Raw genomic sequence first — 24,301 nt, 5'->3', positions numbered from 1 at the left:
TTCTCAACCTTTTTATAGTTTTTTCGTTTCTTCGACCCGAACTTTTTTTTATCATTCCGGTGTAACCGTCATCTCGAACCTTTTATGTGCAAGGTGAAATCGTGGGCGTTAAGGGAACCTAAGACAAAGAATTGGCCGGCAAAGTTTTCAGGAAACCGCAATCTTTGATTTCGGAGGGTCATGAAAAGTTTTCCGCCAATAGGGAGCATTCCGGTGTTTGCCGTGTTCCCTGCCTGCGATACCTTTGCAGAATAAAAGTCGAAGATGACTACAAGCGGATGAAAAGTGAGGTCGAAACCAGAAACGGAAATGAAAAGATAGATAAAAGTGAATGTAAAACAAGCACCGAAGGTAAGTCAGACAGATATATTGTTTTTCATGCGTATATATGTATTATTGTATATACGCCAATATGTATATACGGTAATAAGTATATAAGAATGATATAGGAATAACAAGATAAGAGGAGCAGCACCCATGACTCATCTAATTTACTCGCTTTAGCAAAAATCGGAATAGTTCATAATTTTAAAGTCCCGAATTTTAACACAAAAAGGCCGTAAATCCGCCTAAAACATTTTGAAAATGTTAATATAAGAGTTTCTTTTTTTTAAGGCTGTCTTTCTGATATTAAGTCATTTATTTTGTAGCCAATAAATAAAAAGAATATGGGATCATTCGGTATATACGCAATCGTAGTGACATTCATCTTTGTTATCTATTATGTAGTCATGATCTGCCTGGATTTGTTCGGCCCGAAAGGAGAGAAGAAAGAAAGTGTAGAAGTTATTCGCGCCAGCGTGCCTATTAACAATGCGGATGCCACACCAGCAGTCTCACCTGTCAGAATCAGTGAGACCGGTGAAGGCAAGTATCAGATAGAACGCCCCGGTGAAGAAGAACCGGAGAAATACGGACATGAGACAGAAGAAGCATCTTACAATAAGGCCAGTGAAGGTGCGGAGACTTCTCAATTTGATCAGAATCCTCTTACGGCTGAAGATATTGCAGCGTCCGACGCCGAGGAATTGGCCATGCAGGCAAAAGCCAAGGCAGACTCGATAAAGCAGAACTTCAACAGTGTGTCTCCGGACATTCAGGGAGCTGTGTATGTAGACGAGTTCGTTGAAGATTATGCAGCCGCCTATTTGAAAGCCAAGAGGGAAGACGAGCAGGCTGAACAATTTAGTTTCTAAGTTATGAAGACATTCAAATCCAAGACATATTTGCTGTTGTCGGCATTACTGTTGCTCACGCAACCCGTCATGGCCACCTGTGGTACGACGGATTACAGTGGCAATTCAGGCCGGTTATATAATATGGTGGTATTCATCTTGACATGCTGTACAGCCGTATTGTATCTGCTTTATGCCATAGCAGCCCTTTTATCCATATACAGCGCGACGAGCATCTATATCAAGATGCAGGCAGGGGAAGAAGGATTTACGAAAAGCATCATTATTTTGGTCGGCAGCTGCCTTTTCCTGCTTATAGCGACTATCGTCCTTCCAGCCTTCTTTGGTTTCCAGTTCGGCGTGACCGACAGACTTTGGTAATTGTTTTATTACATATTATTTATTAATTATTTATTTAAAAAATCAAAGACAATGAATCAGACTTTGTCAGTAATGGTAAGCGGAGCCAAGAGCTTTTGTATCTCCGCAAGTAAGAAAATCAAGGCCGTAGTGATGGACCCCCGCTTTGTAGCAGTTATGCTGTTGCTGGTCGTTTGCACGGTAGCAGCAGATGCCCAGAGCATGGACTCCGGTGCACAGGCAATCGGTAAGGCAACTGATGCGCTGAAGAAGTACATCCCTGTTATAACGAAGTTGTGCTACGTCATTGCAGGTATTGTTGCCATTCTCGGTGCCATCTCCGTTTACGTCAAGATGAACAACGAGGAGCAGGATGTCAAGAAGAGCATCATGATGATTGTCGGTGCCTGCATCTTCTTCGTGGCGGCAGCCCAGGCATTGCCACTGTTCTTCGGACTCTAAGACGAGGAATATGGCAACAGTCAAAAGCGACTATCCCGATTACCCGGTATTCAAGGGGCTTCAAAAGCCTCTTGAATTTCTGGGTCTTCGAGGAAGATACATTGTATGGGCCGCTGTCACCGTTGGCGGAGGTCTGTTGTCATTCTTGATTGGCTATGTGATTTTCAGTTTTCTTGTTGCATTAGCGTTGCTGACAATTTTTCTGTCAATAGGAGGAGTCTCCATTTTTGTCAAGCAACATAAAGGTCTCCATTCCAAGAAATCCCCGAAAGGTATCTACATTTTCAGCCATTCAAGACATTATTAGAATATTCATATTGATTGTAAGCAAAACAAATTCATGATTACCCTAATCGTCATATTGGTCTTTACCTCCATCTTGTTGGGAATATACATTTCCATCAAAGCCTTCGGTACTGGCAGCAAACGCGCCAAGGTGTTTGAAGACATCTACTTCAGCTTTGAGGATGTCAATGAGATCGGTGTGGTCTACACAAAGAAAGGCGATTATTCAGCCATCCTTAAGATGGACAATCCCGTCAGGAAGTACTCTGCTGATACGGACGGTTATTACGAGTTCACTTCCCTTTTGGCATCCGTCCTACAAGTGTTAGGTGAAGGATATGCCATTCACAAACAGGATATTTTCGTCCGTAAGAACTTCAATATGTCGAGCATCGCAGGAAAGGACACCGATGTGAGAAAGCGTTTTCTTTCCGATGCCTATTTCAAGTTCTTCAACGGTCGTCCCTATATAGATTCTGAAACCTATCTCACCATCTCCCAACGTGGTCGAAATGGCGGTTTGAAGGCATACGATGCCGACAAGTGGCGCGATTTCCAAGTCAAGATACAGAAAGTCCATGACCGTCTGAAGAGCGAGAACATCAACTGTCGCTTTCTCACTGGTGACGAATGTCAGGAATATACCGAGCGTTTCTTTGCTGTTGATTTCAATAACGAGGTTGTTTCTATGAATGACTTCAAGGTGGAGTCCGAGAAGATCGGCATGGGCGATGACCAGTTGAAAATCTACAGCCTCTTGGATGTAGATGATCCCGGTCTTCCCGGCACCCTTCGCCCTTATGCCGACATCAATGTCAACAACTCCGTCATGCCGCAGGATCTGCTTTCCGACCTTAGCACACTCCCTGATGTAGACACGCTTATTTACAATCAGGTCATCTTTCTTCCCAATCAGAAGCGGGAGATCTTAAAGTTGGAGAAAAAGAAGAACCGTCACGCTTCCATTCCCAATCCGAATAATCAGATTGCCGTTGAAGACATCAATAACGTCCTTAATGAAGTAGCTCGTGACGGCAAGCAGTTTGTTTATGCACATTATAATCTTATCGTAAAGACCTCGGCAGACAGAAACCTGCAAAAGATCACCAACTGTTTGGAGAACCTTTTGGCAAGATACAGCATGCACCTGTCAAAGCGTGCCTATAACCAATTGGAGTTGTTCGTTGCCAGCTTCCCCGGCAACTGCTATGAACTCAATGCCGACTACGACCGTTTCCTGACACTTTCCGACCCTGCACTCTGCCTTATGTATAAGGAGCGTCAACAGAAAGGGGATGACACGAACCTGAAATGTTACTACACAGACAGGCAAGGCGTACCGATGCCTGTTGACGTGTCAGGCAAGGAAGGAAAGATTAGATATACCGACAACTCCAATTTCTTTGTCCTTGGCCCTTCCGGCAGTGGCAAGTCCTTTTTCATGAATACCGTCATGCGGCAGTACTACGAGCAGGATACCGATATTGTCATTGTAGATACCGGCGACAGCTACGAAGGTCTTTGCAGCTATTTCGAGGGCATATACATCACCTATTCAAAGGAACACCCCATCTCGATGAACCCTTTCAAGATAGAGAAAGCCGAGTATGAGCAGAACTTCCAGGCAAAAAAGGACTTCCTTAGGAATATTATCTTCCTGATCTTCAAGGGAAACGGCGAGCCCACAAAGCTCGAAGAAACCATCATCAACCAAACCCTCATAGAATACTTCGAAGAGTATTTCACCCCATTTGAAGGCTTTACCGAAGAGCAGCGCGACAACATGCGCCATGTCATGGAGCTTGAAGACAAACGTACCGGCAAGTATGAGGAATACGAACAGGAGCTGGAAAAACGTTACGGAGTATCTGATGATATTGACGATATAGAAGAAGATGATGACGATGAAAGGAAGAAACAGCGCGACCTCCGTCTCCGTGACAAGCTGCAAGCCGTCATCGACGATTCCGCCGCTACTGAAGGAGAAAAAGACAATGCGAAGAGCCAGCTGCTCCGTCGCCTTACTCCCGAACTCATAGAGAGTAAGTATCTTCAGCGGATCAACAGGAAAATCGACAAGATAGAACGCCAGCGTAAGAAGATGAGGGTTACGGAACTCAACTTCAACACCTATTATGAGTTCGCCATTGAGCGTATTCCTCAAATCATGAAGCAGGATCAGGTTAAATTTGCCATCAACGAGTTTGCCACGATCCTAAAGCCGTTCTATAAGGGAGGGGAGATGGAATACACACTCAACAACGAAATGGATTCCTCCCTGTTCAATGAGAAGTTCATCGTATTCGAAATTGACAAAATAAAAGAGAATCCCGTCCTTTTCCCTATTGTCGTGTTGATCATCATGGATGTCTTCACACAGAAGATGCTCTTAAAGGAAGGCCGGAAATGTCTGGTCATAGAAGAAGCATGGAAAGCCATTGCCACCCCTGTCATGGCCACCTATATACAGTATCTATACAAGACAGCCCGTAAACACTGGGCCATGGTCGGCGTGGTAACGCAAGAAATACAGGACGTTACCGAGTCCAAGATTGTTAAGGAAGCCATCATCAACAACTCCGGCGTGTTCATGCTACTTGACCAGAGCAAGTTCAAGGACAAATTCGATAATATCAAAAAGACCTTGGCTCTGACCGACATCGACTGCAAGAAGATTTTCACCATCAACCGCTTGGAGAATAAGGAAGGCCGTTCCCCATTCAAGGAAGTGTTCATCAAACGTGGTCAGGAAGGCGATGTGTACGGCATTGAAGAACCGCCGGAGTGTTACATGAGTTACACGACGGAGAAGGTAGAGAAACTTGCCCTGAAACTCTACAAGAAGATTCTCCAATGTGATCATCAACACGCCATTGAAGCCTTCGTGCGTGATTGGAAACGCTCCGGAATCAAGAGTTCCTTGGAATTTGCACGGAAAGTACTGAAAGAAAGAAAAGTGTTAGACAATTAAACTCATCAATCATATGCGTCGTTTCATCGCTATCATCCTTTTGATCCTCCCGGTGACATCCATGTCAGCGCAGTCGTATCATGCCATCAACATTGATGCGAAGACCGTGGCAGCCATGACCGCCGCATATGCGATAGAGGAAGAGACAGAACGGAAGACAGCCTCGGATGTAGACTCCATCTTAGGACACTACACCAAGGCCAGCCTTTCCACAGCCGGCATCTACCTGTCAAAGTTGAAAGACAGGAACGCCATGCGTGAAGTCGGAGTTTTCGGCAGCGATGAGAACTACTATTACCAACGCATCCTCTATTTGGTGAAGGACGGCATCATGCCCAAGCTCATTGTCGTTGCAGCCAAGATGGTCAAACAACCCGACAATGCCCTCTATTGGGGGCCATACCTGTTCAAGACCACCAAGAATGTCGAGCAGCTCTGCAAGCAGTTTGAACTTGTCGTTACTAATGGAAAATTGTCGTTCAAGGATGTAACTTTCTTGGTTATCAACGAGAAGCTGCAAAAAGTCTTTGACTTGGCCCAGCTTGGCAATGTCAACTGGAAAGAACTCTTGGAGAAAGTCGGAGATTTCAACATCAAAGCAGCCAAGGAGGATATCAAGAACGACATCGGCAAACTCGGAGGTGTACTTGCGACCGCAGGAAAAGGTGCTGTGGACAGCAATATGAGGGACTTCTCCGCCATTGGCAGGATCTTCAAATCCAAGCCAAGTGAGATTTACCAGTTATATCAGACTTTTCGGAGCAAATATGAAAGCATCCGCAATGCCGGAAATGTCAAGGCCATTTTGATGAGTGTCATCGGTTCGAATAGTGCAGATGCCGTTTCACGTCTGTTCCAAGTAGACAATTACAGCATCACGGGTTATGTGAGCAACTATATCAAGGAGTTGCAAGGCCAGCACTACAAGCAACGCTGGTATATCTATTCAGAGGATAAAGGTCAGAAAGTGGTTGCTACCTACCATCCCTCCCATCCTTCGAATACGAACAACAGCGATCATTGGGACAACTGGCTCTTTAAGGAGAATTATATGAGGACCGGTACGCCAGACTATCCCACGCTCACCACTTCTGAATACAATCAGTTGAAGGCTGCTGCAGAAAGTGCCACTGGCTGGAGTCCTACACGAAAAGGTGAATATGAAAGGAACAATCCCGGCCATACAATAACCCTAAAATACGAAACAGCCTCCTACACTTATTCATATGATAAAAAGGGAGGTACTTTCAGCCATTCAAGACATTGGCGAGGCAAACACTGGACAGTGTATATGACGGTGACAGACTCATGGAACATCAAGCACGAGGTGCATGAAGAGATTTTCGATTCCGAGTCTATGGACGAAGAAACATTCAGAAAGCGTATGGAGAGCCAACTCAAATACTACAACAGCTTGGAGAGCGACAAAGCCGCTTCCCAACGCGTTGTGTATAAGTTAGGCTTCGATGCCAGGAAATACTACACCATAGCAGACGAGAACAAGATGAAAGGCTGCAACTCCGTAGTGTTTTTAGCCAAGTGCGACGATGGTGCAACCCTTGCAGAGGGGTCATTTAATTGGAAAGAGAATGGAAATCAGGGAAGTCATTTGGAAGACCCCAAATCGAAGAATTTCGCTTTGGACTATACACAGGTGAGCACGAATGGGGCCAACGAGCTACAGCAGAAAAAGAAAGGCTGTCAGGACGAGATTAAGAGCCTTGAAAATCAGATTCGCTCCATGGACAAACAGATGAGTTCATTGGTCTCCCAGATGAACCAAGCCAAGATGGCCCACGATAACAACAAGGTTGCCGCGCTCCGTGCACAATATGACGCTATCAGCAACAACCAAGCTGCATTGAAACGTCAGCTTTCGCAGGTTCAATCCAACTTGGCGCAGATAGACAACGCCATAACGGAATACTATAAAGATCTTAGTGAAGATAATGGCGGTCCTTACCGAATCAATTCCAATATGAGAGAGTTGGAGAGTCTGTTCCAGCTTTCCTGGCAAGATGCCGGAGAATGGGTTAACGGCGATGGCCAATACACCTTTGTCCGTCATGCCTATTGCGCACAGGTAAAGAGCCAGGTGACCTATACGGCAGTCTTGAAGCTCCAATCGAAGCCCAAGCATTTCCTTGGCATCCGCATCCACCGTGCCATATTGAGTGTCGATTACAAGCTCTCTGCCGCCTATTCAGCAGAGAATGTCATAGAGACGATGAATCTTGATATGAGTCTGTCCGAAAAAGAGCGTGCCGCGAAAGTCAACGAGCGTCAGAAACAGTTGATGGAAGACATGCCGGACTGTTCCATCACGGTGAGATACAACTATGCCAAGAATATGCCTAATGAGGAAGGTTCAGATGCCATCCATCTGCTTTGGGCAAGCGACCGGTTAGATGTAGCAAGGGATGTGGAATATCAGCTTAGCGTCATCTATTCCCAGTTAGTTCTTTTGGAAAAGGTCATGAATGACCGCCAGACTATCAAAGATTTCCTGACTAACCAACTGTTGAATCCCATTACGAGAAAGTCCCGTGGCACTATTGCCGAATACGCCTTAGGGCGATGGACGGACGCAAGTGACAAAGCCAAGAAAGCTTCTTCAAGCCCCACTTCTCAAAAAGCAAAGCCATAGGCAGCAATTAAGACATTAACATAGATAACAGCAGACATGAACAAATGGATATACATATCGTTGATGAGTTTATGCCTTCTTTTCATTCCAAAAGAAGCCAAGGCAATAGACTTACCTACTGACCCTGCCTCTTTGGAAGCCATGATCAGTAATCACAAGACGGTTAAGGCCATGTTGGAGTTACGTGCTCTTGCAGAGGAAGGTGTGCGTGCCTATCATAAGAAGAGTATGAAGACAATGGAAGACTATACTTCGGTTAACAAGAAGTTGGACAGATACAGGAAGTGTTTCGACATCATCGACCTCATTCTGAACGGTACTGCAACAGGCTTCCACGCTTACAACAGCTTTGGCAACTGCAAAAGAAACCTTTCCGCCTATTATAAGCTTTTGGACACCTATAAAAAGGAAATTCTCCTGCATGGAGCCGTTTGGTCAAGTGACACCATCATCCTTAATGCCAGCCAACGAGCTGTCGAAGGAGTCTTTAAGGGTGTTTCAGAGCTAAGGAAGTCTTATTTGGAGTTGTCAGAACTCGTGTCAGGTGTAAGAAACTGTACTACGTCTGATTTGATGATTATTCTTAATGACATCAATGCTTCTATTGATAAAATAGAAAGTAGCATCAGGCATTCCTACATGGAATTGTGGGCATATATGACCGTAAGGATGGGATTTTGGAAGAAAGAATTTTATATGGCAAGGAGTATCAAGGATATTGCCAACGATGCTTTGGGGCGATGGCTTGGCAATTCCGTCCAGGCATTTCAATGCTTGGAGCAACACAGGTCATTCCAGCACGCCCCATTGGGTGGTGGCGGTATCATAGGAGGAAGACACTATGACTAAATTCAAAAGAATACATATCCTGCTTAGGAACAGGATTACGCTCTTGATAGGACTGCAGGCAACAGTTCTTCCGGCTTTCAGCCAAGGTTATGTGCAAGTCACGAAAAACCATGAGGAGTACATCATGCAGCAGTTCACCACAATGGAAACCGGTGCAGGGGCTTTGACCCCACGCTACTATTACAACGCATTCCACAAGAAATATCAAAGGACAGCCAATGCAGAGAATAAGCAGATTTTCCGTCTTCACATGAAAGCCCGTGTGGCAGACGAAAAGGTCTATTCCGACAGCATCAAAGCCTTGACCTCCCGTCGTGCCAAGGTGGAAGCACAGAATATCGTTGACCGCAGCCCCATGACCGATATGGCATGGACGGTCGAGAAAGGCAAGATAGAGGGCAAGTTGGACATCTTTCAGAAGAACATCAATAAAATCATGCCCTACGGTGGAACGGCAGAAGACTATCGCCAATGGAAGAACATCTATAACTGCCTTCAAACCGCCATCAAGATTACCCGTGAGTCCTATCAGGACTTAGGACGCAGGAAAAAGGAGTACATGGCCATCTATAGGGATGTGGTCAGGCGTAATTACCAACTTACCAAGCAGCTGCTCGCTTGGAACAGCGTAAAATCCGCAAAGGAGATGCAGAAGAACAGCAAGTCGCCCCAGCGACTTTCATCCATCAACACGGTAGCTTTCGATGCCCTGAACCGTTGGAAAGTGGCGATGGCCGTAGATGGTTTTTCCAGCAAGAACTACAAAAAGTAGAAGATAATAAAGTATAAAACAAAATATAAGCTAACAAGTAAGAAAATCAATTATGGCATTCAGTTCCTTATTATTACAAGCACAGCCATCAGGTTCGCTTCAAGGATTGTCGAATACGATTTCCGACTTATCCCAGACTATTGGAGTTGATCTGTTTGAGGAAGACATCGACAACGTTGTCTTTCAGACCAATGAGTTTTTATGTAATCCAGATTTTATCGGGACACAAGGTCCGTTCTGGTGGATACTTCAAATGAGTATGGCATTAGGAGCCTTGTTCTCTATTATCGTAGGAGCCAGCATGGCTTACAAAATGATGGTTAAGGGTGAAGCAGTCGATGTATTCAAGATACTCAAAGTAATGGGTATTGCGCTCATCATGATTTTTTGGTATCCCCCCAGCATGACCGGTATGGGCAGTGGCAATGGCAGCATCTTGGATGCCTTAGCCTATATACCCAACTGTATAGGAAGCTACACCCACGACCTCTATGAGGCAGAAGCCGTGCAGGTCAGTGAAAAATACAACGAATTGATGCCGTTGTTGCAGAAACGCGATACGATGTATCAAAAGGCATCTGAAGTGGAAGCGGCAGAAAGTTTTGTTAGTCATCCAACAAGTATGGATATAATATCAGAAGTAACTGGAGGTTCTGCAGCATCTATTGAGAGTTCAAAAGAAGCTATGAGAGCCAAAAAGTCATCAGTCTTTGCCGGTCTCATCATTGGCTTTGATAAGATAGTAATGTTTCTTGCGCTGGTACTGTATCGGGTCGGCTGGTGGGCCACCATATTCTGTCAGCAGATATTATTGGGCATGTTGACTATCTTCGGCCCTATCCAATGGGCGTTTTCCGTTCTTCCTAAATGGGAAGGAGCATGGGCTAAGTGGCTCATCCGTTACCTGACAGTCCATTTCTATGGAGCCATGCTCTATTTCGTAGGTTTCTATGTGCTGCTGCTGTTTGACATTGTTATCAGTGTTCAGGTAGAAAATCTTACCGCCATTACATCATCTACTGGTACAATTAACGGCTATATACAAAATGCCTTCCTGACTTGTGGCTATCTCCTTGCAGCTTCCGTGGTTGCTTTGAGATGCCTGAACTTGGTTCCAGACCTTGCCGCATGGATGATCCCTGAAGGCGACACCGCCTTCTCTACCCGCAACTTTGGTGAAGGAGTGGCATCCTCCGTCAAGTCAAGTGCCATGTCCGTTATGCCCCGAATACATTAAAATAACAATGCTATGGCTGTATTAAAGAAATTAGAAAACAAGATAAAGTTGGTGCTGATTATTACCAGCCTGTTTTTGACAGGTTGTGTCGTTATCAGCCTTGGGAGTCTTTTTGTTGCCAGAGGCATGGTCGCTGATGCCCATAAGAAGATTTATGTCCTTGATGGCACTGTACCTATTCTCGTCAAACAGACTACGATGGACGAGACTTTTGAAGTGGAAGCAAAAAGCCATGTGGAAATGTTCCATAATCTCTTCTTTACATTGGCTCCCGATGACAAGTATATTGATTATACCATCAAGAAAGCCATGTACCTTATAGACGAGTCCGGTCTTGCGCAGTACAACGCCTTGAAGGAAAAAGGCTTTTATAACAATATCATCGGAACGAGTACGATATGCAGCATTTTCTGTGATTCCATCAAGTTAGACAAACAGAAGATGACCTTTACCTACTATGGCCGCCAACGCATTGAGCGTCGTACAAGTATCTTGATGCGTCAGCTCATTACCGCCGGAAGCCTAAGGAGGGTTCCGCGCACTGAGAACAATCCTCACGGTTTTATCATCTTTGGCTGGAGAACGCTTGTCAATAAGGATCTCTCCGAGAATCAGAAAACCAATTTCTAACATTAAAGTATTGAACATTTATGGGACTGAAGAAAATCATTATGGGCGAACCTATGCCAGACAAGAACGACCCGAAATATAAGGAGCGTTATGAAAGAGAAGTGGAAGCCGGTAAACAGTTTGCAGACAAGAGCGGTTTGAGTTGGCTGGCCATGAAGATACAGACGTTGGCCAACCGCCATCGTGTAGGTTTCCTCGTTACCGTATTCGGTATTGTGATAGGTTGTTTTGCCATTAATATCTTCAATATGGTACGTAGCTACAACGCTTCTAAGACTCACCGATCTACTGCCGTAGAGCAGGTAGATTCCGCATTACATCAAAGACGTATCATAAATAGATAGTAAAATGGATGTAAAGAAAATTAATTTCAAAGACCGAAAATATGTCTTTCCCGCAATTCTATACCCGTTGATTTTGTTTGTGGGATATTTCATTATTGATACTGTAAATACTGATGTATCCGATAATGACCCTCGTTTGAAAACAACGGATTATTTGAATTCCGACCTCCCCGCAGCCAATACAGACAGTGTATTGGGTGGCAAGTTGGACAATGCCGAGCGTGAGTATGGACAAATCAACGACCTTTCGGGTGTTGAGAATATTGAAAACGATAGGGATTCTATCAATAAAAAAGAGGATTACAACTCGCAATACAGTGCCCGGGAAGCGGAAATGGTTCAACGGCAGCAGGAACGGCAACGTGCGCAGCAGGAAGAACAGCGTAGGATACGAGAGATGCAAGATCGTGTCCGTCGAGGTAATGCCCACTCTCGCAGTTCTTCGTCAACCGATAATTTTGTCGCTCCTGTCAACGACTCCGAGATTGCACGTCTTGACCGTAGGAGAAGACAGCGTGAGATGGAGAATATAAATGAAGATCTCAATGGTGTCGCTTTCGGTTCCCCTTCACGTCGTGTCAGATATGGCAATGAAGACAGTTATGGGGGTGATGGCGAATATGGTCTGCCCGTAGCCGGTTCGCAGAACGGTGCTAACAACCTATCTTATGGAAATAACGGCTCTTTGGCTTCTTCCAGAACGGACGATAATGTTCGTGGGGCAGGAGAACAGCCGGAGGGAGTACCTGAAAAGGTAGTCAAGAAAAGAAAGATTTCTTCTGACTATTTCAATACCATTTCCTCTTCTTCCACAGAAGAGTCCAAGCTCATTAAAGCCATCATCGACGAGGATGTGAAAGCACAGGAGGGCAGCCGTGTGCGCCTTCGCTTGTTGGATGATGTGGAAATTGGCGATATGACCGTCAAGAAAGGGACTTATCTCTATGCCCAGATGTCAGGTTTCGGGCATCAGCGAGTGAAAGGAACCGTGCAAAGCATTTTCAGCAAAGAAGAGATTATCCGCGTCAGCCTTTCCATCTATGACACGGACGGTCAGGAAGGGCTTTATGTTCCATTGTCCTCCTTTAAAGAGACCGGCAAGGAAATTCTTGGTTCAGCTACGCAGGGCGGAACGAACATCGTAGACAACACCACCTCTTCAACAGGGGTCAAGGGTTGGGCCAGCCAAGCTGTACAGAATGCCTCGCAGCAGGTGATGAATGCCGTAGGCAAAGTCATTCGCAGGAACAGGGTGAAGCTGAAGTATGGCACGCTCGTTTATCTGATAGACGGAAGCCAGCAAGAGAAGAGACAAAGAAAGTAAAACGCTAACAAGAAAAATAAAAGACATGAAAATTTTTAAGAAGAAAATCATTGCAGTCTTGGTAATGTGTACCTCTGTTCTAAGTGCACATGCACAAAAGACTTATTCTGACATGGAAGTGTTGACGGTAAACGAAAAAGTTTCTACCATTGTCACGGCTTCCGAACCAATACGGCTGGTCGATATATCTACCGATTCTGTGATAGGTGATAAGCCTTTGGATAATGTGATACGTATAAAGCCCGTGTCTGGCAATCATGAAGATGGTGATGTATTGGGTATTGTTACAATTATCACCGAGCGTTACAGGGTTCAATATGCGCTCATCTATACACACCGTCTTGAAGAAGCCGTTTCAGATAAAGAAGTGGAGCTTGTGGAACGCAATGCTTTTCATAATCCTGAAATAAGTATGTCTACTATCGACATGGCTTCTTATTGCATGAAAGTCTGGAACACTCCGGCCAAATACCGAAGTACATTCACCAAAAAGGATAAGATGATTATGCGTTTAAATAATATCTATGTTGTCGGCGAGTACTTCTTCATTGATTTCTCCGTGGAGAACAAAACGAATCTGCCATTTGATATAGACGAATTGCGTGTAAAGCTCCAGGATAAGAAGCAGGAAAAGTCTACCAATGTACAGATTATTGAATTGAAACCTGCATTTATTCTTGACCGCTCTGTAAAGTTCAGAAAAGGTTATCGTAATGTGATAGTCCTGAAGAAGATGACATTCCCCAATGATAAGGTACTTACATTGGAGTTGTCAGAGAAACAGATTAGCGGTCGGGCCATTTCACTGAATTTGGATTATGAGGATGTATTAAGTGCCGATTCTTTCGACACGTTACTTTTGAAAGAACAATAAGAAAGGGGGCGTTATGAAAATCCATAAAGAGTTTTTCCATTTTCTGTCTTCAAGGGCAATAGTTTTTTTTCTTTTCAGTCTGTTTGGCGTCTCTGCTATGGGGCAGGGACATGGTAACCATTTAATGGTTGGCATAGGGGCATCCTACCCGAAAGGATTTGAAGCTACACTGGCATATGAGCATGAAATGAACTATCACAACGCAATGGAGTATTTTGCGAACTACTACATTCAGTATGAGACCGACCCTGAAGCAGGTTATGTCACCAAGAAATCTTTTTGGCACAGTTACAACATTTGGAATGTCGGTTTTGCCTATAAGCCCTGCGTGACACGTGGCCGTAACCATCATGGCAACATCAGAATCGGTGTGAGTGGCGGCAGTGACTTGCACAAGTTTGTCGGTGTTGGGTCGCTTGGCTACGAACATACTTTCAATCTCTATAATGGCTGGAGTGTTTTCTTTCAGGTAAAGGAAGATGTGACGATGCGAGGCAAGGATTTATTCCGTACCGGTGGAGCCATCGGCGTTAAGATTCCATTATAAACAAAGATAGATATGAACATATACAAAATGCTTATGGCGATTATGCGTGTGATAAGACTTTCTCGCAGGATCATGCGCGTCTCTTATAGAGTACGCCACCAGTCTTCACATAAGAGATTTCGCCACAAAAACAGAGCAGTATGGGGACTTGCCGTATTGGTTGTTCTCATGGCTTTTAGTTCATGTGACGATTATCAGCCTGCCGACAATGCAATCCATGTAGGATATATCTTGTGTGAGAACCATAGTTGTATGGATCCGGAGACCTACTTTTCTCAAACTACCCATAAGGCCGTGGGGGTTGTTTTTGCAGAACAGACGGAAGACCATCCGCTCATGGCAGTCATGTTGAAAGAGCTTAATGAAGTCTTCTGTGATTCTGTTGGCCTTTCCAACGGAACGAGCGGCAGCCTTACCGCTTTTGACGGCTCTGCCAATACACGAGCCATGCAGAAGAGTTATAATGCCGGGACAAAGAAAGGCAGCCCGCTGGCCATGAAGCTCTTTACTTTCCATGCTGGTGGTCAGAGTGACTTCTTACCCAGCGTTGCGGAACAGCGTCTACTGAATGTCTCTGCCAGAAGCATCAATCCCGTCATAGAAAGATTAGGTGGTACGCCGATAGCTTTAGATGGAGACTGTTGGTATTGGACTTCCACTGAAGTAAGCGAAAATAGCGGTTTACAAGCATGGCTTTGCTCCTCTGCCAACGGTGGTATCATAGAGACCCCGAAGACGGAAAGCCATAAGGCACGTGCGATCGTTCAAATAAAATATTCTAACTAAAAATACAGAAGATTATGGGCTGGATGAAAGAACTTGGTAAAGCAGCCGCCAAAGTTGCAGAAAAGCCGCTTGCCAAGGTAGGAGTTAAGTTTGCAGAGAAATCAGCGGAAAGTGCCGAAAAATCTGTCGGTAGGGCTTTGGCTAATGCAGCTATGAAGGAAGGGCGTTATGCCAGCAAGGCCAACTATACCAAGTGGATAGAGTCCATGGGAGGCAAGGCGACCAAGGTGGAGTCAGGTTTTAAGAGTTGGGAAAAAAGCCTGCCCCAATTCAAGACCGGTTTCAAGTCAGCCGAGCATATCGGATCTAAAACCGCTCAAAAGACAGAACGAATCATGGTCGATGGCACCAAGGCAACCGGACAGGGTGTTGTCCATTCTACAAAAGCAGCTGAAAAGGTTGCTGAAGAGACCGCGAAAAAAGCAGCCCTTATCAATAAGGAGACACTTAAGAATGCAGCAAAGGTTGGTTGGCGCGAAGGTGGAAAAGTAATCAACAAGACAGCCGGATGGGCTGGTCAATATGCAAAATATTCGGCAAACCATCCAGTGGCAAGTCTTATTCTTTCTTCCATTGCCTACCGCCAGCTGACAGGGCGCACCCTGCTACCGGACATGATGAAGTCCTTAGGCGGTGAGGATGCTGCCAAAAAAGGTCTTGTCGGTGTTCTTGGAGAAACGACATTGGGCAAGAAAGTGGACGGTCAAGGAAATGAGGTCGGCATGATCGCCAATCTGACGGATGTCCTTTTCGGTGATGGCACTTATGGGAAGGTCAGTCACGGTGTCGGTTCCGTTGCTGGTGAAGCAGCCGGGTTATATCAAGGCGTTAAAGGTGGCGTTTCCTCTGTCTTGGGTGAAGGGGCTAATCTCTACGAGACAGGCAAAGAGCAGATTGGTCAGTATTTTTCGGGTAATGGTATGGTATCTAACGGCAACGGAGGTTACTATGATCCCACGACTCCCCAATATCCGTCAACATCCCAAATAATGGGCTCGGGAATGACACAAGGTGTTCCACAACAAGGAGGACTTACCGGTACGATGGTGAACGGTGTACATTCCATTGCCAATGAGCTTACGGGAGGCAATGTCTCAAAGATGAATTTAGCATCCCTGGCACTTTCATCTTACATGATGTTCGGGCCTTTTGGTTGGCTTGGCAAGATGGCCAGTCTAATGTTGGGCGGTATGACCATGCGCAACATCAACCAACGGCAATCTGAAAGCCTGTCTATGCAGCAGATGCAACGTTATGCCGTTGCACCAGCTGTGTCGGCAGGACAGTCTGTATCACAGGTGGATTTTTCGGTATCAGAAGAGCCGGTGGTGCGACGCTCTCGTGGAATATGAAGTTAAAAATTAACAAGCTAACAAGTATAATATATGGACGCAACAGATTATAAGGACATGCTCCTGGAGTCCGCAAGCGGCTTCATGATGCCTTTTGCTTTAGACGAAAAAGAAGAGCTGAATGTCATCCTCCCTTTCGGTGAACAAACCCACCCCAAGACAGGAGAGAAGTTTCAGCACCAAGGTGTTGATTATGCCATCAAGGACAAACCCTTGTATGCCATTGCAAGCGGCATGGTCATCGGTGCCGGGCATGATGCGGTTCACGAAAACTATATCATCACCAGATACGGCAAATACGAGGTTACCTATGGACACATATCCGAGGCCTACACCCCTTATGGTACGAATGTAAAGGCCGGGCAAGAGATTGCCCATGCCGGTGAGTTCCTGCACATGGGAGTCCGATTTAACGGTAAGGAGTTTGACCCTGATAATTTTATTGCCATGATTTGGGCAAACATACAGCAGTTAGCTGCCATGGGTATTACCCATCAGCCTACAGCCGAAGTCCTGGGGGACAAGAAAATTGTCACCAAGTATGACGATTGTCAGGACGAGATCATGGCATTGATGCTCCGTTGGCTGCCCACTTACATGAACGAACTTCGTACAAAGGCCTATACGCCTCCTAAAAAGATGGAAGCATCGCTGAAGAATATCCTCTCGAAAGCTGCCGACAAGAACTACTTTTACGAGACGATTCCCGACTTGGGTAATCCTTTAGGATTATCCGGGCGTAGTGCCCCTTTGGTAGAGAAGATTCAGGAAATCCTGATAGAGGACTTTCTTGGATTCTTGGCCGTCCGTCAAGGTATCTATCCCCAGTCGTGGGACGAGTCTCAAAAAAAAAACTTTCTGAAGAAGCTGCCGCCAACGGCTTGATGGAGGATCCTTTGCAAAATCTTGAAATAGACATTCATAGTTACGACATCAGCCGTGAGGCATCCATCTACTTCGACACGACGGGGACTCGCTGTTGGACGAAGGCATGGTTCAATGGCAGGGAGAAAGGAGAGAAATCAATAGAGATCACTCGCCAGCTGGCAGTAAAGTTCATCAATGACGAAATCTTGTTGGATGATTGGCTCGCACGTTTCTATCCCAAACAGATGAACGTCTGCCACAAGGCTATCGAGCAGGCACGCAAACAGTTATTAGGTATATAAAAACCATCACATGGCACGTAATAATCAACATTTCGGAGAGTTGGAGTATTGTTTTAACCAATACTTCAGCAAGTATTGTGCTCCTGTCATCGCCAAAGATTACAGATATTATCATCGTAAGCAGACAGAAGAGTTCTATAAGGCCTACAATGAAATGCCGGCTAATATCGGTGCCGGATCCGTCATGCAAGGAATGATACGTGTACAGACTGCAAATGTGAACGCATCGTCTTCAGGGAAATGGAACAAAAAAAATCTCGACGATTTTATTGGTGGGGTCGTAAACAAGATTGTTGCCGGCAAGAACTTCCAAAAGGACTGGGGGCATTTGATAGACAGGTATCGGGAATCTCTTATCGCCAAGTTAGGAACAAAAGGCTACATAAGAGTTGAGGAGGAGTTGGAAAAGGTGGAAAAACGGAAATTCGTCGATCCCGCAGTCCACTATGGACAGATTCGTTTTATGGAGCTGCTCAAAGAGCATTTGGCCAGAACCGATATGCCCAAGTCCTCTTTGGAATATATCCTGAAAGAGGGTGCCAACAGTTCTATTATGATGACATTGGCCGGTAGGTTCATGCGTGGTCGCGACCTCTCACCTGCAGAAGAAGAGAATCGTGAGCTGGGCAATAAACTCTATAAGCCGTCAAAAGTGGAGAAAGCCGGGGCTTTTGCCTTTGGAGCTGTTATGGACGCACCGGCATTGGATGTTGTCGGTTCTGTAGCTGCCGTACCATTGAAAGCTGCTGCCAAGGGAGCAGCCGGATATGCCCTGAAGGGAGGTGCGGTAAAATTCGGAGGTTGGCTGGAAGAAAAGGCCGCTTACAAAGTAGCTACTAAAGCTTCCTATGTAAAAGGATTGATTTCAGGTGCAGCTGTCGATGCCGGATTCAACTATTGGGCTTCTTCCAAAATCAGCCTTGATGCAGCCAAGAAGCAGTACAGCAAAGCGGTTTTCGGCAATGAGGATACATTGGGGAAATACCAAAAGGGTGCATTGGGATATAGGAAGAGCGGTACCGAATACATTTCCAATGTAAATGATGGCTTGGGTAAAAAAATCAAGGTTGCCCCGATACGCCCTCATGTGAGTGATTCTGTTACTCATAAAGATTCTGGTCAGTTATTGACAGTGACAAATGGCAATTCAAAAAAGCTCTTGAAAACCATTACCACAGCGTTAAGCCATCAGGCTCTGCCTTACGATAGCCGCGCACCCATCCCCGCTTGGATGCTAAACAAGACAGCCAAACAATGCCGTGCCTTTGCCACCTCGTTTTTTTCCATTGCTAAGCAGATGTCGACACAGGGCTTGCCGGTTTGGAATTTGAATGGCAGAAATATGACACTTGCACAAGTCTCACAGCGTGCCGGCGATTATGCAAGGGCTGCTGTTCAGATAGACAAGATAAATGCCGAGAAACAAGTGGCAAGAGCTGCGGTATATAGCTGGAATCACCAGGATTCGAGACAAGAGAAAAGAGATCATTATGACACAGGGGCATATAACGCAGTCGGTCAATCTGCCTCGCCGCCTGTTGTTTCAAGCGCAGTATCTCCTTCAGAACCATTAAACACCCAACATTATCAAAATATGGCCATGGGGACGCAACAAATAAAAAATCCAATGTCAGAGACTTCTCCTTATCCCCATATGCTCCAGACAGCGGGATGGGGTAAATATTTGGATAATGCAGGGTTGAATGGATTTAGCGATGTGACAAAGAACCTTGGTTATGTCTTTGCAATGCTTCCTGATATGCTTATCAGTATGTTTACAGGAAAATCTTCCTCGTTCACCATAGGGAATAACATACTACCTTTAGCAGCAGTTGCCGCTGGAATGTTCAGCCATAATCCACTGTTAAAGCTCATGCTGATGGGTTTTGGAGGTGTCAATCTCTTGAACAATGCCGGCCACGAAGCCTTAGGCCTATCCACTCCTAAAGCCACTCCAAGAAACTACAAGCAATATGCCGACGAACCTCTCAATCCAAGATTAAATAATGTTTTTATGAAAGGCCGTTCTTTGATTGCAGATATAGACAATCGACCTGTTGTCATTAACATTTCTGACACGGTTGTTGACGCATATGAGAAAAAAGCCATACCTTTGAACACCTTGGCAAATGCCGTATTAAGGAAGTATGACGAGAACAGATCCGTGGCTTCAAACACTTATGACAAGAGTTTGGCAGCATTAGAGAGTCAGGAACAACAGCGTAGTTATGGATTGAAATAGATTTTGTTTACAATATTACTTGTTAGCGGCCCCTGCTGGCGTAGTTAGTTGCGTCGGTGGGGGCTTTATTTATAAAAAGGTGGAGTAGATTCCCCACCTTACATGTCAGTTCTTGTAAGTCCAAATGACGGTTATCTTATTTTACAAAGAATGTGTAACAGCGTATAGCATGTTTTGGCTCAAACTAATTACCCAAAATCACTCATAGGTAATATGAGCCGCTTGCTCTGCCAGATCAAGTTGAATTTTTGGAGTTTCTTCCAAATAAAATGTATTTGAATTTACTGATTGGGCTAAAACCTCACGAGAGACTTTCTTTCTTGCAACCCAGTTGCTTATTCTTGCTTCTGTTCTTGGTTCAAATAATTCCCAACCTTGCAATGTCAGATAATTTAAGCCATCTATTTGGCTGTTAAAAACAACAGTTCGTCCAACCTCATTTTTTAAAATAGATGGTTTGGAATTAGTTCCATTCCCTGAAGACATTAGTATGACAAAACATGGATCGCCATTAGCTTTATTTGCTCCACGTACTTGTATCCATGAATATATATAATAGTCATGTTGAGTACTATTTTTAGTCTGTGCCTCGCTTGGAATTACCAGACATATCATCATTACTGTAAGAAATAATTTCAGCTTCTTCATCGTGTTGTATATAAAAAGTTATGAGTACGCCGATTAAAGCGTACCCACGGGTTAATGATTATCGTTAAAACAATTTCTTGTGATTGTCGTGTGACCATCCCATAGCATCCTTGTAGTTGCTATTCTTCTTTCCGCCTTTTCGACGGGTGTCACCACCCACAATAGCTTTCAATCCTGCTCCCAATATCAGAGCCGATGCTACTAATTCTAACATAGTATGTTTCCTTTCTTTTTATTTGAGTTTCACTTATTTTTTTTTCTATACTTTAAGTCCTTCTGACCGTTCCGTCTCCAATTCCAATTTCGCCTCCGGGTTTAACGCCAACAGCATTTGTATTCTGTCTTGCAGTCTCCCGATGGTCTTTCGGATATCAACCACATTGTCTTCAGGTATTTCTTTGAGTTCACGGATAATCTCCATGTATGAGTTTATCTGTCCCATCGTATATGTGACGGACAATGTGTTCTCAATATGTTCTCTGTCAACTTCAATTTCAAATGCCATAATCGTTCTTCCGTTTTATTGGTTATAAACTTAGCATTGCTTCAGGCATGATGTCGAGCACCCTGCAAATCTCTCCTGCCGTGGCCAAAGTCGGTTCGCTCTTTCCCTGGGTGAAGTCGCTTATCCTGCTGGTGCTTAGTCCTACGGCCTGGGACAGTTCTTTTTGTGTCATTCCCTTAGCTTTCAGCCCTTGCTTTATGACTTCTGCAAGCGTGAGTTTCTCTATTGGGTGATGCTTTTTCTCGTATTCTTCCACAAAAGTACTCATGATAGACAGCTCCATACTCTCCGGTGATGTCGGCAGCGTCGTGTCAGTTACAACCTCCAACAGTTCCTCCACCCGTCTTTGGGCATACTTATATTGAGCCTCTGATATTTTCATATAGTTCTTTTTACATCCCTCTCATCAAGAAGTGCCTCCCAGTCAGAAGCGGATCCCACAAACCGCACATACACACACCCTGTATCGAAATATATCGAGGCGGCTACCTTGTATTTTCCTTCGCCAATGCTGAAGACATATAAGCCTTTCTCTCTTACAGTATCACCGAAGTCTACCAGTATTTGGGCAAAACTCCTGTAATCCCTGTTCCTTATGGTGTAGTACCACTGTTGCAAAGGTATCTTTGCTTGTTCATATTGTGGTAGTCCATAGAAGTCCTTAATCTTCTTTTGTGAGATAATTCTCATTAATGACCTGTCTTTATCTGTTACAAAGATATGAAGATGTTCCTAAACTACAAAATAAAAGAGCAATAAAATACCGCAAGACAGAATGTTTTTATATTCAGGGAGATTGCAGGTTGCCCTTGCAACCTCCCTAATACTCATGTTTATGCAGATTTCTTCTTTGGCAGCACCCATCCCCGCTGTTTGGCCACTTCACGGTTGAACTTCATCCACACCTCTTCATCTTTAAACTCAAAGTGCATTGTTCCTTTCTTAAAGCCCTTACACTTGAAGAACCCCCACTCGAAAGTCTTTCCCCATTCCAAGTTGTTATCTCGTACAAAACGGTCAAGGCTTCCAATGCTGTCGTAGTTCCTACCCGTAATGAAGCAGAGAGCCTTACAAACGTCCTCCATTCTGTTTGCCATCCCTCCATATCCAAGATCGAGATAGTCTCTCGGCCATTTAGGATCATAGGAAGTCATGTATGGAACGATAAACTTACGGTTGACCATATAGTTTGCGTTTGTCTTCCATTTCTCCCCGGCAGTGGAATTCTCGTCAGAGAAAGAGCAAATCAGGTCGAATGCTTCGAGTAACGCTGTGTTCATCCGCTGCCCCGTCGTCTGGATTACCATGTTCAGTACCTGATAAATGTTGTGCATGGTAAAGGGGACGTATGTCTGCTGCTCCACGAACTTGTTTATCTGTTCCCGTAATTTCTGCGTGGCATACTTTTCCATATTCAGCTTCCCGAATATCCGCCTCCAATAATACTTCTGCAACTCTTTTTTGTATTGCTGTCGGCTGATACGGACAACGCTATTGGAAGCATCTACCACGGCAAACCTTACTGGGAGATACCCGTCACTCTTTCCACCGAAACATGCCACGGAGTTGATTTTCTCCGCTGCAGCCATCGTCTCGTCGAAAAGCCTTACAGCTGAAATATAGCGGTTTACCATGTCACGCACCACATTATATTGCACCAGCCCTTCCGTCTCGTTAGCATCGAGCGAGTCCTTTTCGTTGGAAAACATATAACCGTCAAACTCGTCTTGCCCCTCACCCTCTTTATACAGCTTTATCAAGCTAACATGTACATCCGTCCTGCGCTCCGCGTCGTCAAACACTCTGCCCAAGAACTCCTTGCACCCATAAAGCTCAATCGTCTCTATCAATTTCTCTTTGGTGGCGTTCCGTTCCCAGCCTTGATTTACGCTTTCGCTGTTACACAAGGCAATGATGGTGCATCCTGCCGGAGCAATCTCAAACGCATGAAGGATATGTTTTGCTCCTTCTGAAAAGGGAGGGTTCATTACGATATAGTCCACATGACTAATTTGTTCTGAAGAAACGGTCAGGAAGTCATCCGCTATAATATCGCACTTGCCATTCAAAAGTTTTTTGATGTTAGTGTCCTTTTCGCAAGCAATCACCTTTCCGGCTCCGTTCTTTTTGAGCCAGTCAACAATGTTGCCTTTCCCTGCTGATGGTTCAAGGATAGTCTTGCCGACAAAATCCTCACTCATCATCATCGTGTTTATAACCTCGTCGGGAGTCGGATAGAAATCTGCGTTATTTGTAAAAATGTTCATCTTGTCTTATTTTAAATTATTCGTCTATCAATTCTCCGTTCTCGCCAATCCAAAGCATTGCCCCCTCACCGTTCCAATAGAAGTCGAACGCCCTGTTCAGAGGGTTGTATATACCCTCGACAATAGTTCCCTCTTTAAGACCCTTGATTTCTGCCAGATACCACTTGCCGGCTTCGGTAAGAACTTTCACCCTTGCTTTTGTCTTGTATCTCACAAGATCTTTGGTGTCACATACAGCAACCTTATAACCATCACGAACCAATCTTGGCAAATAGGCGTCAAGACAATGATGTGGAAATTCCACAATGTTAACAGGGGTTTCTGCAATGTCCGACCGGGAGTGTATGTCCGTTCCAAGGCACTTGTTTCCGGTAACGGCATCCTTTTCAAACAGGAAGTAAAAATCTCCATCCCCGATCAGCAGTAAATGTTCAGGATGTTTTGCTTTTATCTCCTTATAAAGTTCAAATATCTTTTTCATACTTTTTATTATTTTGGATTAAACGGTAAAGTCATTCACGAACTGGCGTTCAATCATGACTTCAAAGTCCCTATTGTTGCATGAGGTCTGTTTCCACTGTCTAAGCTGTTTAACATCCTCTTCGGTTAATGAAAGGAAATCTACCATCTTACGGATGGTTTCCTCCAAATTCTCACCAATGTAAACAAGTTTTCTTGTCTCGACAGAGTGCCAAGCATCTGTCTGATAAACCAAATAAATAAGTTTCTTTTCCATTTTGCCTGTTGTTTATGATTTGAAATTTTATTCTGGGCATCCCGATTCTCAACCTTTTTATAGTTTTTTCGTTTCTTCGACCCGAACTTTTTTTTATCATTCCGGTGTAACCGTCATCT

Annotated in this window: 27 protein-coding genes; 19 read left to right on the top strand and 8 right to left on the bottom strand. The window is 44.6% G+C overall.

What is annotated here, in order from left to right:
• The first annotated feature begins 668 nt into the window (after positions 1-668).
• From K334_RS0112125 to K334_RS0112035, 19 genes are all read left to right on the top strand, one after another.
• The gene (locus tag K334_RS0112125; RefSeq protein ID WP_004345395.1) at positions 669-1,196 is read left to right on the top strand and encodes a hypothetical protein; all 528 of its coding nucleotides are present in this window, start codon (positions 669-671) and stop codon (positions 1,194-1,196) included.
• A 3-nt stretch (positions 1,197-1,199) separates the two neighbouring features.
• Entirely contained in the window at positions 1,200-1,556 is a 357-nt protein-coding gene (locus K334_RS0112120; RefSeq protein ID WP_004345392.1) for a DUF4134 family protein, read from the top strand.
• A 72-nt stretch (positions 1,557-1,628) separates the two neighbouring features.
• On the top strand, positions 1,629-1,997 hold the full coding sequence (locus K334_RS0112115) for a DUF4134 domain-containing protein (protein WP_154655619.1): 369 nt from the start codon (positions 1,629-1,631) through the stop codon (positions 1,995-1,997).
• 10 nt (positions 1,998-2,007) lie between these two features.
• Positions 2,008-2,304, top strand: coding sequence for a DUF4133 domain-containing protein (locus K334_RS0112110; RefSeq protein ID WP_004345388.1), 297 nt, complete (start codon positions 2,008-2,010; stop codon positions 2,302-2,304).
• A 33-nt stretch (positions 2,305-2,337) separates the two neighbouring features.
• A complete protein-coding gene (locus K334_RS0112105; RefSeq protein WP_021590360.1) occupies positions 2,338-5,253 on the top strand; it encodes a TraG/VirB4 family ATPase in 2,916 nt (971 codons plus the stop codon).
• Between the two features lie 61 nt (positions 5,254-5,314).
• Positions 5,315-7,900 (top strand): coiled-coil domain-containing protein, encoded by a 2,586-nt coding sequence (locus tag K334_RS0112100; protein WP_248623526.1) that lies wholly within the window; start codon positions 5,315-5,317, stop codon positions 7,898-7,900.
• Positions 7,901-7,936: 36 nt separating this feature from the next.
• Positions 7,937-8,749, top strand: a complete 813-nt coding sequence (locus tag K334_RS0112095) for a hypothetical protein (protein ID WP_021590286.1) — start codon at positions 7,937-7,939, stop codon at positions 8,747-8,749.
• Positions 8,742-9,521 carry a DUF5045 domain-containing protein gene (locus tag K334_RS0112090; RefSeq protein WP_021590302.1) on the top strand — a complete coding sequence of 260 codons (780 nt, stop codon included), beginning with the start codon at positions 8,742-8,744 and terminating at the stop codon, positions 9,519-9,521. Before K334_RS0112095 ends, K334_RS0112090 begins: the two co-directional genes overlap by 8 nt.
• A gap of 52 nt (positions 9,522-9,573) precedes the next feature.
• Complete coding sequence (locus K334_RS0112085) at positions 9,574-10,758, top strand: hypothetical protein (RefSeq protein ID WP_004345372.1); 1,185 nt, start codon at positions 9,574-9,576, stop codon at positions 10,756-10,758.
• A gap of 12 nt (positions 10,759-10,770) precedes the next feature.
• Entirely contained in the window at positions 10,771-11,388 is a 618-nt protein-coding gene (gene traK / locus K334_RS0112080; protein WP_021590309.1) for a conjugative transposon protein TraK, read from the top strand.
• 20 nt (positions 11,389-11,408) lie between these two features.
• Entirely contained in the window at positions 11,409-11,732 is a 324-nt protein-coding gene (locus K334_RS0112075; protein ID WP_004345368.1) for a hypothetical protein, read from the top strand.
• Positions 11,733-11,736: 4 nt separating this feature from the next.
• A complete protein-coding gene (locus K334_RS0112070; protein ID WP_025881757.1) occupies positions 11,737-13,056 on the top strand; it encodes a conjugative transposon protein TraM in 1,320 nt (439 codons plus the stop codon).
• A 25-nt stretch (positions 13,057-13,081) separates the two neighbouring features.
• A complete protein-coding gene (gene traN, locus K334_RS0112065; RefSeq protein ID WP_004345365.1) occupies positions 13,082-13,930 on the top strand; it encodes a conjugative transposon protein TraN in 849 nt (282 codons plus the stop codon).
• Positions 13,931-13,943: 13 nt separating this feature from the next.
• Positions 13,944-14,477, top strand: coding sequence for a hypothetical protein (locus K334_RS0112060; RefSeq protein WP_004345363.1), 534 nt, complete (start codon positions 13,944-13,946; stop codon positions 14,475-14,477).
• 12 nt (positions 14,478-14,489) lie between these two features.
• The gene (locus K334_RS0112055) at positions 14,490-15,263 is read left to right on the top strand and encodes a hypothetical protein (RefSeq protein WP_025065674.1); all 774 of its coding nucleotides are present in this window, start codon (positions 14,490-14,492) and stop codon (positions 15,261-15,263) included.
• Positions 15,264-15,277: 14 nt separating this feature from the next.
• Positions 15,278-16,615 carry a hypothetical protein gene (locus tag K334_RS0112050; RefSeq protein WP_021590293.1) on the top strand — a complete coding sequence of 446 codons (1,338 nt, stop codon included), beginning with the start codon at positions 15,278-15,280 and terminating at the stop codon, positions 16,613-16,615.
• A gap of 33 nt (positions 16,616-16,648) precedes the next feature.
• Positions 16,649-17,500 carry a M23 family metallopeptidase gene (locus K334_RS0112045; protein ID WP_025881754.1) on the top strand — a complete coding sequence of 284 codons (852 nt, stop codon included), beginning with the start codon at positions 16,649-16,651 and terminating at the stop codon, positions 17,498-17,500.
• The gene (locus K334_RS0112040) at positions 17,500-17,784 is read left to right on the top strand and encodes a hypothetical protein (RefSeq protein ID WP_004345359.1); all 285 of its coding nucleotides are present in this window, start codon (positions 17,500-17,502) and stop codon (positions 17,782-17,784) included. Before K334_RS0112045 ends, K334_RS0112040 begins: the two co-directional genes overlap by 1 nt.
• Positions 17,785-17,794: 10 nt before the next feature.
• Entirely contained in the window at positions 17,795-20,026 is a 2,232-nt protein-coding gene (locus tag K334_RS0112035; protein ID WP_027445032.1) for a hypothetical protein, read from the top strand.
• 198 nt (positions 20,027-20,224) lie between these two features.
• Here K334_RS0112035 and K334_RS14590 read toward each other — a convergent pair whose 3' ends face one another.
• The 8 genes from K334_RS14590 to K334_RS0112000 form a co-directional block, all read right to left on the bottom strand.
• Positions 20,225-20,674 (bottom strand): hypothetical protein, encoded by a 450-nt coding sequence (locus K334_RS14590; RefSeq protein ID WP_025881751.1) that lies wholly within the window; start codon positions 20,672-20,674, stop codon positions 20,225-20,227.
• Between the two features lie 64 nt (positions 20,675-20,738).
• Entirely contained in the window at positions 20,739-20,888 is a 150-nt protein-coding gene (locus K334_RS15115) for a hypothetical protein (RefSeq protein ID WP_004345356.1), read from the bottom strand.
• A 45-nt stretch (positions 20,889-20,933) separates the two neighbouring features.
• The gene (locus tag K334_RS0112025) at positions 20,934-21,179 is read right to left on the bottom strand and encodes a hypothetical protein (protein ID WP_025065676.1); all 246 of its coding nucleotides are present in this window, start codon (positions 21,177-21,179) and stop codon (positions 20,934-20,936) included.
• A 22-nt stretch (positions 21,180-21,201) separates the two neighbouring features.
• The gene (locus K334_RS0112020; protein WP_025065677.1) at positions 21,202-21,561 is read right to left on the bottom strand and encodes a helix-turn-helix domain-containing protein; all 360 of its coding nucleotides are present in this window, start codon (positions 21,559-21,561) and stop codon (positions 21,202-21,204) included.
• Complete coding sequence (locus tag K334_RS0112015; protein WP_004345353.1) at positions 21,558-21,869, bottom strand: type II toxin-antitoxin system HigB family toxin; 312 nt, start codon at positions 21,867-21,869, stop codon at positions 21,558-21,560. Before K334_RS0112015 ends, K334_RS0112020 begins: the two co-directional genes overlap by 4 nt.
• A 143-nt stretch (positions 21,870-22,012) precedes the next feature.
• A complete protein-coding gene (locus K334_RS0112010) occupies positions 22,013-23,446 on the bottom strand; it encodes a class I SAM-dependent methyltransferase (protein ID WP_027445031.1) in 1,434 nt (477 codons plus the stop codon).
• Between the two features lie 16 nt (positions 23,447-23,462).
• Positions 23,463-23,927, bottom strand: coding sequence for a MutS N-terminal domain-containing protein (locus tag K334_RS14020; RefSeq protein WP_036890412.1), 465 nt, complete (start codon positions 23,925-23,927; stop codon positions 23,463-23,465).
• Positions 23,928-23,945: 18 nt separating this feature from the next.
• Positions 23,946-24,182: a hypothetical protein gene (locus tag K334_RS0112000; protein ID WP_025881747.1), complete on the bottom strand. Its 237-nt coding sequence runs from the start codon at positions 24,180-24,182 to the stop codon at positions 23,946-23,948.
• Positions 24,183-24,301: the final 119 nt, after the last annotated feature.

It is taken from the genome of Segatella baroniae DSM 16972 = JCM 13447 (genome assembly GCF_000426585.1).
Taxonomy (GTDB): Bacteria; Bacteroidota; Bacteroidia; order Bacteroidales; family Bacteroidaceae; genus Prevotella; species Prevotella baroniae.
Note: the sequence above shows the minus strand (reverse complement) of the source record. Positions and strands in the feature narration are given on the sequence as shown.